This window comes from Candidatus Margulisiibacteriota bacterium (assembly GCA_028706105.1).
GTDB lineage: Bacteria > Margulisbacteria > Riflemargulisbacteria > GWF2-35-9 > DYQY01 > DYQY01.
The window spans coordinates 1-16,052 of the sequence record JAQWCF010000043.1; the positions used below are offsets into that span (position 1 = coordinate 1).

Below are 16,052 nucleotides of genomic sequence, written 5' to 3' on the forward strand. Positions count from 1 at the left end.
TAAGCGGAGCAATAGCATTGCCGCCCTTATAAATCCAGATTTTTTTATTAATTAACTCTTGCACACGAAATTACATAGCTTAGATAACGTAAATCTTATTCAGCTACCGTTCAAACTCACCGTCCTGGTTCGGTTGAACGCTCAGAAACATCGTGTTTCTGAATTACGCTGAATTTCGATAACTATATCTATAAGCTATTAACGCTTAGGCTGCGCCTTGCGCTAGACCTTCTGTAACATGCGGTGCTATTCGTTCATTAATTTGTCATTTAACGACACTTAATCAAGAGAAGATAATTGCGCAATGCTCCCGCAGCCTGAATTATATAGAGTGAAAACAATAATAGCTTATAGGGTGACTAGAAATATCCCAAATTTTAATGAAGCGAGTTTGCTTAGGGATTAGCGGATTGTTAAGGCTTCATTTCCAGCCTTAACATAGAGAATCAAAAAGTTCACTTTCAATAAAGCCAAGTTAGCCTCGCTAACAAAAAAGTGTTTGATTAAATTGCATTTCAAAAAGAAAAAGATGAGGTCTTAACGTAAAAATAAATTAGGCAATGGTTTTATTAGTAAAGGATAATTTGTCATTTGGCTTGGAAATAGGTTGCTTAAGTTTCTAATAAATAGATTTGTCTTCCTAACAAGGCAAAGAGCCAGCTGTGTTTCAATTTGTTTTTCTGACATTTCCGGAGTTATTTTAGCAAGTTCAGCAGAGTACCATTTTTGTATTTCCTCTAGAAGAGGTACAAGTTCTTGAAAGTTTATTGTGTCTTTAAACAAATTAATATGTTGGTAAATTACACCAAGATATAGTCTGGCAATGTGATAGTGTGCAGTTATAGGGTATAGTTGGTTAAGGTTTTGCTCTCTGCACAATCCAATGTCTATTTGTGTTGCCTTTTTAATCTCCCTACAAAACTCAGTTGTAAGTTTTTGGATGTTGTTTAGGCTTGGGTTTATTCTTAAGGTTTCCAGTTGGTTTACCGTTAAGCTAAATTCAAAGGTGGGAAATTCGTAATATTGCAGATTGCCTATGTCTATTGTTTGGAAAGATTTTAGGTCTGTCGAATAATTATTGAGCATTATTTCATGCAGACCAAGAGCTATTATTTTATTATTCATGTTTAATATATCGAAACTTATAAAATAAAATTGCATTAAGCTTTATGCTTTCAGCTTTTGGCTTTTAGCTATATAATAATTTACGCGATGGAACAACAAGAACATATTGATGAATTTAAAATAAGAAGAGAAAAAGTAGCAGAACTACGGGCTGCCGGGATAGAACCATATCCAGCTTTTTATCACAGAGAATCCACTCTTACGGAAATAAAAGAAAAACATCAGCAAGAAGTTGAGGCTGGCAAAGAAGGTGTGGTTGTTTCGACTGCTGGACGTCTAATTGCCAAAAGAGGTCACGGCAAAGCATCCTTTGGTAACTTAATGGATGAGCAGACTAAGTTGCAGGTGTATGCTAAAGAAGACATTTTAGGTGCTGAGGCATATGAATCATATATGAAGCTAGACATTGGAGATTTTATTGCTGTAACAGGTGAGCTTTTTATTACTAGAACCGGTGAACTAACGATTAAGGTTTCAGAATATAAATTGCTTTCTAAATCGTTAAACCCACTCCCAGAGAAATTTCATGGTCTTCAAGACAAGGAACTTAGATATCGCAAAAGATATCTTGATTTGATTGCTAATCCAGAGATTAAAGATGTTTTTGCTAAAAGAAGCAAAATAATTTCTTTAATAAGAAAAAAGTTTGAAGAAAAAGGCTTTATGGAGGTTGAAACTCCAGTGTTGCATGCGATAGCAGGCGGAGCAACAGCCAGACCCTTTACTACTCACCATAATGCGCTTGATATGAAGCTTTATATGAGAATAGCTCTTGAGTTACATTTAAAGAGACTTATTGTTGGTGGATTTGAGAAAGTTTATGAAATAGGTAGAGTTTTTAGAAACGAAGGTATTTCTTACAAACATAATCCTGAATATACTTTATTAGAGTTATATCAAGCCTATGCAGATTACAACGACATGATGGATTTGGCCGAAGATGTTATTTCTTCTTTGGTGATGGATATGACTGGAAGTTACAAGATAGTTTATGACGGAAACGATATAGATTTTACTCCTCCTTGGACCAGAGCGACCATGACAGACCTTATTAAGAAGTTTTCTGGTATAGATATCCAAGGTAAAACTTTCGAAGAGCTTAAAAAAGAAATTGAAGCCAAAGGCATGCATCTGAAAGAAGAGCATTCTTCAGTTGGTCAGCTTGTTAATTTCTTATACGATGAAAAGGTAGAATTAAAGTTAATTCATCCAACGTTTGTGACAGACTATCCGTTGGAAACATCACCACTTGCCAAAAAACATCGTGATAATCCAGAGTTAGTTGAGAGGTTTGAGCTAGTTGTTAACACAATGGAAATAGCTAACGCTTATTCTGAGTTAAATGATGCAATAGATCAGAAGGCGAGATTTGAAGAGCAAGTTGCACAAAGAGCAGCTGGTGATGAAGAGGCACATATGATGGATGAAGATTTCGTTGAAGCATTAGAATATGGTATGCCTCCAACTGGTGGGCTTGGAATCGGGATAGATAGAGTAATTATGCTTATTACGGGTCAAACTTCTATCAGAGACGTTCTTTTATTCCCACATATGCGACACAAATAGTTCTTTTCTTAAGGGCTTCGCGCTATACTCAAACTTCGCTTTCGTGGACAGCCACTAAATTTGCAATGCTTATCAAGTGGAGCTGTAAAAATTCCGCTTGCCTCACCCAGAAAAATTTAAAAATAACTGATTATTAGCTGAACATACTACTCACTCTCTCCAGAAAGCGCTTTGGGACATTGTTATTTATATAAAGAAAAATTTGTGTGTTGAATAGCTTTCAAAACAGGGTATAATTACTTGAGAGTATTTAAAGAAAGGGGACATGGGTTACAATAAGGTAAGAAGTTTTAAGCATTATACTAAAGGAGAAGTTTATGAAAAAAATATTAATTATTATGGTAATGGCAAGTATGTCTTTAGTTTTAGCCGGAGCTAATGTTGGGTTTTTTGCTCCAGCAGAAACTTTAGAAGTTGGTGGCACATGGTCCTCTGGAGGGAATGGAACCTTTGGTGCAGTAGCACAGTATTCTTTCTCTAGCGATATGGATTTTACAGCAGGCTTAGATTTTGCTAGTGGGTCAACTCCTATTTCAATCGGAGTAAACAAATATTTTAATGTACCAGCGGATATGGATCAGTATATTAAACCATGGGTTGGCGCAAGCTATACTGCTTATTCAGGTACTTCCAGTCTTGGGATTAATGGGAATGTTGGATATTCCATGAACTATGAAGGCATTCGATATATTCCATATATAGGTCTTACTTGGGTTAATACTACAGCTGGTGGCGTATCAGTATCGTCAACAGATTTAGTTTTAGGTGTGCAAGCTGATTTTACTCCAAATAAGGTCAATAAAATCTTGGCTGGTTTAGAATTACAAAATTCTAATATGGTATTAATGGTAGGATACACATTCTAATAAATTAGTTAAATCATTAATGGTCAGTTATAAAAAGGGAGAACAATTTGTTCTCTCTTTTTTTGTTTCATAAGAAAACAAAAGTTGATTTTAATGTTGAGTGTAGAGTGAATGCATTTTTTTAGTTTCTGCAAGTCCATAATCAGCAATGTTTCGCCATGCTGCTGTTTTGCCTGTATCTGATTCCCGGTAACCTTTACGAAACTTATGTGCATTTGCTTCAACAAAAAGCTCTGCTTCTAAAAAGTTTTCTTTACCAACGTTTAGTCCATACATAATAAAGAACCTCCAGATAATAGAATCTCCATTCATCTCTGTTTTATGTTCTGTAACAAACTGCAGCGCCTCATCAATTTGCTCTATAAGCTCAAAGCGGGAATCAAGAATTTCGAAAACAGTGTTGAGTGAAACATTTAATGGTGGATTAACTAGCTTTTCAAGCTTGTTAACCGGGACAAGTCTACTTAATAAATGAGTTTGCCTGTTCTTAGACAACTTATTGATTTGAATGTTTGGTGAGGAGATGTAACTGGCAAGAAGCTTTTTGATTTCAGAAGTGAAGCCAGCTTGTTTGGTATTTTTAATCATTTTAGTAATACTTACGAGGTCTCTTAGTTTGATGATTTCTGCTTCTTGTTCGGCTAAGAGTTTCCATTTAACGAGTAAATCAATTGAACCCGGAGTGAGTCTTAATATAGTATTTGCAAGCTTTTCTGAGTAACTTTTGGGTATACTTAGGTCTGTTAATGTTTGAGTTATTTGTTGAAACGCTACAGCATTAATTCTGCCTGCTTTCAGCCCAAGCTTAGGTGGTGGGGTTATGGGTAGTGATATTGTCTTCTTGCGCATTGTGTTAATTTATCGTCAGTAAAAATAATTTATCCCAAGCTAAATAGGACTTGTACTTCAGCTTTTTTTAAATTTAGTATATATAACAGATACATTTGTTGATTTGTTATCCAAATTTCTAATGGGCTATAGAGCATTTTATTGTTTTGTCAAAATATTATTCAGATTAAAAGCTGAACGTTCCTCCATCAGGCTTGAACCAATAATCAACAACTACTGTGTTAGAATTGGGATTGCGAATTATTTTTACAACAGCAAAATAGGCATTTTCCGGAAACCAGGTCATGGCGTAAGTTTTCCCTACCCCGGATATTTTAGGTGCAGGTTCTTTATAGTTTGATCCAACAGGTTTAGGCACTGTGTTTCGTCCAGTTATTTCTTCGAAGGCTGCACCATGTAGTACAGCATAGCTGGGTGGTCCTCCAAAGTTTGGTTGAACAAAAATATTTCCAAGAGAAGAAGATGTTCCTGTAGAAACTGTTTTTGAGGAAAAGTTTAGGCTTTGACCACCACTTATTGTTGCGGTTCCGCTGATTATTCCAAACCCACTTTCTTCATTTGTTGGGTCAGTCCCTAGCCCAATCTCAACACTGTCTGGCACGCCATCATTATCCGAGTCTAATTCTCCATAGATTAGTTTGCTGATAGGTTCCGATGAATCTATTTTATGAGCATTTTGTTCTAGCTCATAAGTTCTCACATTTTCTTTTTCTAAGGCTCTTTTCATGTTTGCAAGGATAGAGTCCATATCAAGTAAAGTATCCGCAATGTCTGAAAAAATAGTCGTTGCCTTTGCTTGATAGTCTTTATGAAAACCCTCTAAGTATAAGCGTTCTACTTGGTTATAGTTATTATTTTCTGCTTCAAATTTGTTATATAAATACATATATAGAATTTTTGCTTTTGCGATATCGGTTTCTATATAGATAGGAAAGTACTGTTCAGAACTTTGGATGTCATTTTTTAAAAACTTTATATTACGCAAATAGTTAGATATTTCGTTGAATCTTATTTCTGAAAAGTATTTATAGATTCTATCATTTTCTTGTTTATCAATTCTGTCTGCTTCAGTCTTTTGTTCACGTATTCTTTTATTATAACTTATTACTGTTTGTTTAAATTTTTCTACCCATACTTCAAACTTTAGTACCTTTTTTTCAGTTTCCTCTTGAAATGAAGAGTTTGTTTGAATAAGGCGGGGGTTAGACGGTGAATTAGACATGTATTGCTTTATAAAAGAGTTCAAGTCTTTTTTGTTTGAGTCCCAGGTGTTTCTTAATTTATTGACTTTGCTTAGATCCGAGTTGATTTCAATAATGGTTTTTTCAGCATTCTTAATAATTGTTGCTCTTTCTTTGTCAATTTCACTTTGTTCTTTAGTAACTGCTCTGTTTTCATACATGGGGAGAGAAGCGCTGTTAAGGATATAGTAGCTACTAAGATTTTTTATTTCTACCATTTGTGCTTCTAGACTAGAGGCAATGTCTATTTGTTTTTTGTAGTATGATTGCCAGTCCTGGTCATCATATTTGCCGAGTACTTGTTGCTCCCAGTTTTCATACAGAAGGCTTGTTGTGCTTGTCATAAATGGCTGGCTACATTCAGCTGAAGCGTATATTGTGTTTATGTTTGCTGCCATTATGTTAATTAAACTCCTTAAGCTTGCTCTGTCTGCGTCGTGATTTTTCATGTTTTTTGAGGAGAGAAAGTCTCTTAAGCTAATCACTGCTTGTTCTGCCTTTTGTACAAAATCTGTAAATGACGTGGTTTTAGATTGTAAGACACGATAGAATTTTTTTTGTTTATCTAGTTTTTCTTTGATTTCTTTTTCTCTTTGCAGTTCTTCTTTCATTGTCTCAATAAGCGTTTTAACAGATTCATGCATGGGCTCTACGCCATTTATGTCTGTTATAAATCTTTTCATGCTTAGAACAAGCCCATAATCAATGCCGTCTATCCCTGTAAGTTTTATTTTTGAGAGTATTGCTAAGTATTTTTTGGGCGATTCAGAGTTTAGATAGCTGTTACAGACAGACAGTGCACCGTTTAGTTCTGCAAGTGTTTTTGAAAACTTAACATAATTAGTTTTGTTTTGTTCAACTTGTCGTGAATAGTCATGGTTATAAAAAACAGGAAATTTTTGTATCTCAAAACGGTCAAGCATGTTGTTTACAAAATAATCTAGCTTCATTATATACTGTGCTTGTATATTCAGCGCGTGATCAGTAGGATCTTCTTGATCCTGACTTGCGAACCATAAGCCATTCTCTAGATCATTCCATTGAGTTTCTTCGTAATATTTTATTTTATTTTTATTGTATGTTTCTTGAATATCAGCAAATTCTTTCAAATTTTTTTCATGTTGTTTGTTAGCCCTTTCAAGCACTTTTGCTTTTTCAATTCTATCCATTGTATTTAAATCCACTGGTTTTGGTTTAGGGAGTTGCTCTACGATAGAAGTGTCTTCCTTTTCCTCAGGTTCTTGTTGCTTTGCTAGTTTTATTGCTGCCTCTGCTTCAGACTGAGCAATTGCCAAATAGTCATTTATAAAGTCTTCAAAGGGAGCAAGTGCCGCAATTTCTTCCATTGTTTCAGCTTCTTCTTTGACTTTTGCTTGCATATCAAGAAGTTGTTGTTTTTGTTTGTAGACGGTTAATATTTTAGAAACAAAGAAATGTTTATAGAACCAGACCATTTTGTCGTAGTCATCAATAAGATTACTTTTTCCATCCCAAGGAGTTTGTCCTTTGGCTGTTCCTGCCTTACCAGACTCTATAGATTTTGCGTAATCAACCATTGTTGCTCTTTGTAAAACAATGTTTCTGTCTTCACTTTTAGTATTCATGAAAACTGGCTGTAGAGGAGTCGCTTTTTCTCCTGCATAACCAAGGTATTTGCTAAAGAAGTATTCTTCTCTAGCTTTTCCTGAAAGAGCAAATAGTTGGTCATCATTTATCATTTTTTTAGCTAGTGCATCCATGTTAATTCTTCTTATATCATTCCACAGTTCGTCCCATTGTTTTTTATACCATTTAAGGAAAGTATAAGCTTGGTCAGCGCCTGGGAAAGGCTTTAATAAATAACCAACCGCATCATCAACAAGGTCAGCCTGGATATTGTCCCAATCGGCCGAGTAGAAGTTTTTTGCGTATTTTAGATATTTGTCTATAGTTTTTTTATTGCCTTCAATTTTTTTAAGGAAAGCATATCCATGTGGTAATCCTTTTTTTCTTAAGTACTGTTTCGCTTTTTTGGTTAAAGCATTTTGAATTTTATCATCTAATCCTTTTTCTGTTTTTTTCTTAAGTTCATCTAGACGTTCTTGCGCTTTTACAATGTTTTTATATTGTCCGGATTGTTTATCTATAGTTTTAGAAATATCCTCAAGTTGTTTGTAATATTCCCCAAAATAGAAATTAATTAATTCAGATTCGGTTTTCTCTTCTTGAGCATGTCCAAGGGAAAAGGCTCCTATTAAGATTGTAATTAGGAATATTTTTGCTATTTGTTTTTTCATTTTGTGCCTCCAGGTGTCCACATAAATGTGAACATAAAATTAAAACTTGAACTGCTAGCTGCGAGCCAGTTAAAGTTCGCAACAAAATCCCATTCGGGTATTCCTAATAATTCTTTTAAAGTCCAATCTGAGTTTATGTTGAGGTTACTTGCCACTGCCCCTATATTATCATAAAGTATTAGCTCAATATGAGACGCTTGTTCTAATTTTGTTTCATTAAAAGAAATGGAACCATTTTCATATAATTTTATAGAGCTATAAGATGTGTTTGCGTTAAAGTACTGGACTCTGGATATTTCAGGAGAGAATACAGAGAAGAGGGACGTGTCTTCATAGTTTTTTTCATTAATTGCATATCCTACTTTAAGATACGAGGCAGCAGTATTTTGATACATATATGTGTCTGCTTTCCATTTGTAGCTTTTGTTCTGTGTTTTATTTATGTTTAAAAGGAAGTTTTTATCCCCACCAATTCTAACGTAGTCGCTATTTGAGTTAGGATAAGACTTAATATCAAAATTAATATTTAAGTCCTCAAACCCTCTGCCTAGTTTTATTCTGTAGCTATTAAAGAAGCCTAGATAGTCAGCGCTGTTATTATCAGGATTTAAGGAATAATAGAGCTTATTGCGAATATCCTCTTTATTATCATCCATTTTTTGTTCATATCTTAAAGTATAGTTTGTTTGTGACGTAGATGATGTGTATAGGTCTGTATCGAGTCCTGCTTTTAGCGATAAGTCTTTATCAAACAGTTTTCCGGCATTCTTTTTATTTCCTGCAAAGTCTAGATGCTGATACGAACTATTATCTGCGGCAGCCTTGAGTTTGTATGATCCTGAGTAGAGAATGCCCCCAGCTTCTTTATTGCCCGCAATAGACGCAAGGAAGTGTTGTTTTGAGCTTTTGCCCCCAGTCGCTAACTCAATGTTTGTATAAGATTGAATGCCCCCAATAAGTTTATTTATATTGGCATTTATTCTATAACTATCATTTGTTTGATTTTGAAGGTCGTTATATCCAGAAAGTCTAAGATTCCATGGACTCCCATTTATGAAAAGATTGTTGTCAATATTATACAGTAGACTTTTGCTAGAACCAGCCAAAAACTGGAAGCCACCTTTGCCGGCCATTCCATTATAGGCATAATCAAAGTTTGTGTTTAGGATGTTTAAAGCATTAGGGTTGATGGCTAAAGAACTATTTTTTAACACAAATGAATCTTCTTGTTTTATGGGCTCTTGTGTTTTTTTGATGCTTTTTTTCAAGGTATCAACTAGTGCGATGTTTAGTTTTAATCGTGCTTGATCGTCTTCGGAGAGAGTGGGGAGTTCTTTTATTTTTTGAAAATATTTTTCTATTCTAACTATAGCAGATTCGGCTCGAGTATTGTTATTTTGAGAAATAGCTTCTTGTGCTTTTTCGTAGTAAATATCGATTAAAGAAAAAAAAGACGTAGTGTTTGCAGAGAGAAGAAGCGGAAAAAGAAAAATAAATATTAAATTTTTCGAAACCGAACGCATTTTTAAAATATACCTTAATATGATTTGATTATCAATGTTTCGTATGGATTGCTCCTTGATAAAGGGGATTAATTAAACACATAAACAAATCAACAATTAAACGTTATAATAAACTTATGCATTATGATGTCGTAATTATTGGTGGTGGTCCTGCAGGAAACGAAGTCGCATCTTATGTTATCCATAAGGGCTGGAAGGTTGCAATGTTTGAGGAGCGTGCCTTTGGTGGAACATGCCTTAATGCTGGATGTATTCCTAGTAAAGGTTATTTGCATCGCGCCAAGTTAATGTCAGAATTAAAAAGACAGCGAATTGAGCATGATAAAGATAATAAATACTTTTCACTGGAAGATTTGCAGTCATTTTCTGAAAGAACAATCAGCAGAATGGCCACTGGGGTTGAGCAGCGCCTCTCAGCTAAAGGCATCGATGTTTACAAAGAAAGAGTGACAAGTTTTGGTAAGAATAAGCTAGAAACTGCGACGGGAAAACAGATAACTTTTGATAAGCTTATTTTGGCTAGTGGAACAAAGCCTTCTTTTCCGGGAATACTTAATGGCATCAAGGATTTACCCAATGTTTATACTAACGAAAACATTTTTCAGTTAAAAAAACTTCCTCAAACGATGACAATTATCGGTGGTGGAGCTATCGGAATAGAGATGGCATTTTTCTTTTCTAGTTTTGGTGTTTCTATCGATTTATTGGAAGCAATGCCTTCGATTTTAGCTTATTATGACGAGGACATTATTGCTGAGGCTAAGAAAATGCTCAAGAAAAAAAGAGTCAATGTTTTGGAAAATGTTCAGGCCACAGCTATTGCCGAGGATCTTACAATTGAGTTAAGTAATGGCAATAAATTAAAGAACGAATTTGTGTTTGTTGCGACAGGCAGAACTCTTTATTTGCCAGAAACTAGTCTAAAGCTAGATAAAGATAAACGAGGATTTTTGCAAGTGAATGGTAACTTTCAAACCTCGGAAGAAAATATTTATGCGATTGGGGATACTAATGGAATTAGTTTGTTTGCACATTCTGCAGCAGACCAGGGCAAACAACTGGGTAGATATTTTTTAAAAGACATCCCGATAGACCACGAGAGAGTTATTCCAAGTGTTGTTTACATTTCACCCGCGATTGCTTCTGTGGGTATTAGAGAAAAAGACGCTAACGATTGTGTTGTGAAAAAGATTACATATGAACAATTGGGGCGAGCACATATCGAAAAAGAGACTGAAGGTTTTATGAAGATTATTTTTAAAAACGACATTATTGTTGGCGCGCATCTTATTGGTGCTTATGCAGATGAAATAATTGCTGTAATGTGTCTGGCGGTACAAGAAAAAATGAATATATCATCACTAAGAAGACTTGTTCTTGCTCACCCAACTTATGGAGAGTTGTTTGTAGAACTGCTTTAATGAAACTACCTGCTTTTTTAATTAACGAATACCGCAAAAAACTTTATAACACCAAATCGCTACCTCAAGATATTTGTACTGTTTGTGAGGAAGCAAAGTGTCCGAACAGAGGAGAATGTTTTTCTAAAGGGAGAGTTACTTTTCTGCTTTTGGGAGATACTTGTACTAGAAACTGTGGATTCTGTGGGATTAAGAAAGCAAAGGCTGGCTTGCCTTTACCGCCTGATGATGCGCCTAAGATTATCGATACAATTAAAAGATTTAATATTAAGTATTTGGTTTTGACCTCAGTAACACGTGATGATTTGCCTGATGGTGGGGCAAGTGTTTTTGCAGATGTTATAGATAAAGTTAGGCAGGTATATCCAGAGGTAAAGATAGAAGTGCTAACTCCAGACTTTAAGGGCGATACAGTAGCAATAGATGCAGTTTTAGTTAAGAAACCTTATGTGTTTAACCATAATTTGGAAACAGTTCGCTCGGGTTTTCAGCAGATAAGGCCAGAAGGTAATTTTGATGTATCTTTAAAGCTTTTAGAGTATGCCAAGAAAAAGAATCCCAGTATTTTAGTTAAGACCGGAATCATGGTTGGAGTAGGGGAAACAAAGGAACAGGTTCTTGAATTAATTAAAACTGTTCAAGAAAAAGGGATTGATATTATGACAATTGGTCAATATCTAGCTCCTAGTAAGAAATCATTTGAAGTTAAAAGATATGTGGAATTAGAGGAGTACGAAGAGTATATTGCTTTAGGTAAAAGTATTGGTTTACAAATTATCGCTGGGCCCTTAGTCCGTAGCTCCTATATGGCGGATACTTATTCTGTTTCAAAATAAATGTAGTTTTGTTATAGTGTACTAAAGATGAAAAGAATAATCGCGCTTTTTTTAATTCTTTTAACCATTTCCTTTCCCCTATCATTGATAACGAAATCCGGAGAATTTTTTACAGGGCAGGTTCTTGAAGAAAACGACGAGTATATTACTTTGATGGGAGACTCTGGTGTTTTTGAGATCCTTAAAGAAGAAATTAAAGAAAAAATTATAACTTTTGATGAGGTAAGCATTGTTAGCGCAAGAGATTATGGAAACAAGAAAGGGCTTAGGTTTTCTTATGCTTCAGGGATAGGAGAACAAATCCCAGTGTTTGATACACATGAGTATGCAGACGGAAGCACGAAAGATGTGTTTATCAATCAGATTTCCGAGATAGGTTTGTTTTATTATTTAGACTTACCACAAAACTATAGCGTTGAATGTGGCGCAGGGGTTTTGGAGCGCATGGCAAATATTGCAGCGAAAGCAGATAAGAATAAATTTAATAGTACTTTTATTTCTTGTACTGTTCGGAGAATGTTGTTTAATTCGTTAAATGGTGGATATCATTTTAATATTGGGATGGGGATAAACAGGTATTCTAATAATAGGATGAAAGCATCAGGTGCGGAGATTAAATATAGAGATGCATTGGGATATCACGCTTTAGCTGAAATATGGTCAAATATGCCAAAGGTTTGGATTTTTGATGATTTAAATTTTGTGATGAGCCTTAGATGGACTTTTGGCGCAAGCTTTATTGCAGATGAAGCTGTTAGCCATACTGAGTGGCAGACTCTTGGCTTGAATGGTTTCCTTTTCAATACCTCTCTAGCTTTCTTGTTTTAATTTAATAAAACTGACGTAGCAAAAATATCTCCTTGACAAGACAACGTAAATAAATATAATTAATAGTATTAGTACGTAAGGAGCTTGTTATGTTAAGTAGAATTTATAGTGTTGCCGCCTGTGGAATAGAACCAGTGTTGGTGGATTGCGAGGTAGATAGCCGGAATGGTTTGCCTTCTATAACTATTGTTGGGCTGCCTGATACAGTTGTTAAGGAAAGCAAGGAAAGAGTAATATCCGCAATCAAGAATTCCGGGTATCAGGTTCCTATTAATAAGTCGCTGACTATTAATTTGGCTCCAGCAGAAGTGAGGAAGGTAGGCGCATATTATGATTTGCCTATTGCTATTGCTGTTTTGGTGAGCACGGGACAGCTGAGTATAAATATTGCTGAAAAGTTTATGATGATTGGTGAGCTTGGTTTGGATGGAAGAGTAAAGGCAGTTCAAGGAGTATTACTAGTTAGCATTCTTGCTAAAGAGAAAGACATTAAATATGTTTTTGTGCCTAAGGAGAATGCGGAAGAGGCGTCCTTGGTTGAAGATGTTCAGGTGGTTGCTATCAGCACGTTAACAGAAGTTATCGATATTTTGGCGTCAGGAGAGATTGTTGTTTATCAGAGAGGCTTGAAAAAGAAAGAGAGAATCAAGCATGCTTTAGATTTTTCTGAGGTTAAAGGACAAGGCTTTGCTAAACGAGCTGGAGAGATAGCTGCATCAGGAGGACATAACTTTTTTCTGATTGGCCCACCAGGTTGCGGTAAAAGCATGATTGCCAAAAGGTTCCCTTCGATTTTACCGGATTTATCAGAAGAGGAGGCTTTGGATGTTATTAAAATTCATAGTGTTTCTGGTAAAACAAAAAGAGGGTCTATTTTTAAAAGTAGGCCATTTCGTTCGCCACATCACACCATTAGTTATGCTGGGCTGATAGGAGGAACTTCTAGTTCTAAGCCAGGAGAAGTTAGCTTGGCACACAAAGGAGTTTTGTTTTTAGATGAAATATTGGAGTTTGATAGAAAATCACTAGAATCACTTAGACAGCCGATGGAGGATGGCGAAGTAACTGTGGCAAGGGCCTCAAATAGTTATAAGTACCCAGCTTCCTTTATTCTTGTCGCCAGCGCCAACCCTTGTCCGTGTGGGTATTCGACGCATCCGACTGTTTCTTGTACTTGTAATGGTCATCAGAAACTTCAGTATTTTAGAAAAATGTCAGGCCCATTAATAGATCGTTTTGATTTAGTTGTGGAAATGAGTCCTGTTTCTGAAGATGATTTATTAAGCACTCAACAAGCAGAGCCTTCTTGTGATATTCAAAAACGTGTAGAAAGTGCAAGAAACATTCAGCGTCAGCGGTTTGCAGGCAAAGGCATTACTTTAAATGCCGAGATGTCAGATCGAGACATAGGTATTTATTGTAAGGTTGCAGAAAACACCACTGATTTCATTAGGAGAGCCCTAAAGCGTTACTCTCTAAGTGGTAGGGCACTGAATCGATTGTTGAAGGTAGCACGTACCATCGCAGACTTAGAAAGTAATGAAAACATCAAACTTGAGCATGTCTTGGAAGCCTTTCACTTTAGGAGAAGCATAGAAAATGTCTAGGCAACTGAAAGAAATGGTCGTTACTTGTCAGGACAATGTTAATTTAGAAGAGAAGATACGTTTGCAGTTGTCTGAAAGGTTACCTTTTGCACCAGAACAGTTTTATTTTTCTTTTAAGAAAAAAGGAAATAATGCTGTAGTTTTATACAACACAGACTCAGAGGAGAGCGTGAAACTACTAACTATCAAGGAAACAAAAAATAGAAACAGAAGAATGTTGATAGTTTTGAGTATTCTTGTTTGTTTAATGGTAGTTAATTTTGTAGTGATAAAGATACAAGGTAATAGGGTTAATTCTGACTCAGTAAGTAGACAGCTAGAAAGCAATAAACAGTATTATTTTGCAAAGCAAACGATGTTTGCTAAAGAGGTTAAGAAGAATAATTACCTTCTGTTAGACAAGATAACAGATTTTTTACAGCAACCAATACAAATAAATAGTTTTTATGTGGATCAGGAATCAATAGGTTTGGATGCTTATGTTTTAAAGTCAGATTTGCCAGCGCTGGGTAGTTATTTGTCAGAGCATGGATTGTTAAACAAGAGTATTTTTCAAGAAAAAGGAGACCAAATATGGGTATTAATCAAAGCGTCTTAAATAAATATTTGTTTCTTACTTTATGTGTCTGCACTTTGCTTTTGACAGGTAATATGTCCAGGCTATTTGGTTCATCGTTTGTTCCCTTGCAATTAACAGAACAGCAAAGCGGACAGGCAAATTTAGGCTTATGGCAAGAACAGTCTGGAGGAATTTTTGTAATGAATCCGTTTAATTTAAATGGATATTATGCTTTGAAAGAATATTTGGGAAAAGTAACTGATAAAAGGATTATTTCTTTCGAAGTTTTTCATGGGAGGGCAAAAGTTGTTTTGGAAGAAGCTTAGTCTGGTTGTTTTAATTATAGGTAGTGGTTTTTGTTTTAGTGCGCAAGCAGTATTTAATTACTCTAATAATGCGCCACAGACAGAAACTATCAAAGAGCAGAGCATTTGCTTTGACTATCAGTATTTGTCAGAAGAAGAGATACTTTCTGTTTCTCAAAAACTTTTTCCTTCATTAAAGGTATCAGTTAATAAGCTTAAAAAGAAAATATTTGTGGCAGGTGCACAGCTTGATATTAGAAAATTTCGGACATTCGTTGGATTAGTGGACACTAATAAAAAGTCGGTTTATTTTAAAACATGGTTGATAGAGGTTAATCAAAATAAGTTAGAGGGATTGGGAATAAATTGGCAGAATTATAAGAGCGGGTTAAACGTAGGGGATATGACCGATAAGCAAAAGTTGTTTGATAATCTAAATATCTTAGTCAGCAAAGGAGACGCAAAAATTCTTGCTAATCCTACCTTGATTTGTCTTGAGGATGAGATAGCTTTTATCAAGGTAGGAGACAGAATCCCTTATACAGTGCCAGTTGAAAGTGCGTCAGACCGAGTTGGTTGGGAGTTACAATATATTGATTCTGGCATAAATCTTTCCATTCGACCAAATATTTTGTCAGACGGTTTGGTGTCTGCAGTCATTAAACTTAAAGTTGATAATGTTAAGCAATGGAAGTCCACTATGGCAGGCGAGTATCCAGTTCTTTCTAGTCGAGAAATTAATTTACAATGTCAGATTAAAAATGGCGAGGAATTAGTATTAGGTGGGCTAATCAATAGTAGCGAAAGACGAAATGTTTCCTCCTTGCCAATACTAGGCGATATCCCGTTTATAGGTTCATTCTTTAGTCAAACAACAATAGAGCAAGAAGATACGGAGATTGTTTTTATTTTGTCACCAGAAATAGTGAAGATGTAATAGTTGCAAATAAATAAAAAGGAAGGTGTTATAATATGGATAAGACAAAACTGAATCAGGAGAAAAAAATGTCTTATGGTATAAGCAGAGAATTGTATATGGCTATTGAGTCT

13 protein-coding genes are annotated in these 16,052 nt (G+C 35.4%); 9 read left to right on the top strand and 4 right to left on the bottom strand.

The genetic code is table 11. The features are described 5' to 3' along the window. Positions 1-537: 537 nt before the first annotated feature. A complete protein-coding gene (locus tag PHF25_05670) occupies positions 538-1,125 on the bottom strand; it encodes a hypothetical protein (protein MDD4527509.1) in 588 nt (195 codons plus the stop codon). Between the two features lie 87 nt (positions 1,126-1,212). Between PHF25_05670 and lysS the strand changes: the two genes are divergently transcribed. Beyond that, on the top strand, positions 1,213-2,691 hold the full coding sequence (gene lysS / locus PHF25_05675; protein ID MDD4527510.1) for a lysine--tRNA ligase: 1,479 nt from the start codon (positions 1,213-1,215) through the stop codon (positions 2,689-2,691). Positions 2,692-3,008: 317 nt separating this feature from the next. Beyond that, positions 3,009-3,557 (top strand): hypothetical protein, encoded by a 549-nt coding sequence (locus PHF25_05680; GenBank protein ID MDD4527511.1) that lies wholly within the window; start codon positions 3,009-3,011, stop codon positions 3,555-3,557. Between the two features lie 90 nt (positions 3,558-3,647). Here the strand turns inward: PHF25_05680 and PHF25_05685 are convergent, their stop codons facing one another. From PHF25_05685 to PHF25_05695, 3 genes are all read right to left on the bottom strand, one after another. After that, positions 3,648-4,406, bottom strand: a complete 759-nt coding sequence (locus PHF25_05685; GenBank protein MDD4527512.1) for a hypothetical protein — start codon at positions 4,404-4,406, stop codon at positions 3,648-3,650. Positions 4,407-4,572: 166 nt separating this feature from the next. Then, the gene (locus PHF25_05690) at positions 4,573-7,923 is read right to left on the bottom strand and encodes a thrombospondin type 3 repeat-containing protein (GenBank protein ID MDD4527513.1); all 3,351 of its coding nucleotides are present in this window, start codon (positions 7,921-7,923) and stop codon (positions 4,573-4,575) included. Next, positions 7,920-9,446, bottom strand: a complete 1,527-nt coding sequence (locus PHF25_05695; protein ID MDD4527514.1) for a hypothetical protein — start codon at positions 9,444-9,446, stop codon at positions 7,920-7,922. Before PHF25_05695 ends, PHF25_05690 begins: the two co-directional genes overlap by 4 nt. 80 nt (positions 9,447-9,526) lie before the next feature. On the opposite strand from PHF25_05695, the gene PHF25_05700 reads away from it, so the two are divergent. From PHF25_05700 to PHF25_05730, 7 genes are all read left to right on the top strand, one after another. Then, complete coding sequence (locus PHF25_05700) at positions 9,527-10,867, top strand: NAD(P)/FAD-dependent oxidoreductase (GenBank protein MDD4527515.1); 1,341 nt, start codon at positions 9,527-9,529, stop codon at positions 10,865-10,867. Further along, positions 10,867-11,703 (top strand): lipoyl synthase, encoded by an 837-nt coding sequence (gene lipA, locus PHF25_05705; protein ID MDD4527516.1) that lies wholly within the window; start codon positions 10,867-10,869, stop codon positions 11,701-11,703. The genes PHF25_05700 and lipA overlap by 1 nt, the downstream gene beginning before the upstream one ends. Before the next feature lie 27 nt (positions 11,704-11,730). Continuing rightward, complete coding sequence (locus PHF25_05710; GenBank protein MDD4527517.1) at positions 11,731-12,531, top strand: hypothetical protein; 801 nt, start codon at positions 11,731-11,733, stop codon at positions 12,529-12,531. An 89-nt stretch (positions 12,532-12,620) separates the two neighbouring features. Continuing rightward, positions 12,621-14,138, top strand: coding sequence for a YifB family Mg chelatase-like AAA ATPase (locus PHF25_05715; GenBank protein MDD4527518.1), 1,518 nt, complete (start codon positions 12,621-12,623; stop codon positions 14,136-14,138). Beyond that, the gene (locus PHF25_05720) at positions 14,131-14,736 is read left to right on the top strand and encodes a hypothetical protein (protein MDD4527519.1); all 606 of its coding nucleotides are present in this window, start codon (positions 14,131-14,133) and stop codon (positions 14,734-14,736) included. The genes PHF25_05715 and PHF25_05720 overlap by 8 nt, the downstream gene beginning before the upstream one ends. Then, positions 14,712-15,023, top strand: a complete 312-nt coding sequence (locus tag PHF25_05725; GenBank protein MDD4527520.1) for a hypothetical protein — start codon at positions 14,712-14,714, stop codon at positions 15,021-15,023. Before PHF25_05720 ends, PHF25_05725 begins: the two co-directional genes overlap by 25 nt. Further along, positions 15,004-15,939, top strand: coding sequence for a type II and III secretion system protein (locus PHF25_05730; protein MDD4527521.1), 936 nt, complete (start codon positions 15,004-15,006; stop codon positions 15,937-15,939). The genes PHF25_05725 and PHF25_05730 overlap by 20 nt, the downstream gene beginning before the upstream one ends. Positions 15,940-16,052 lie beyond the last annotated feature (113 nt).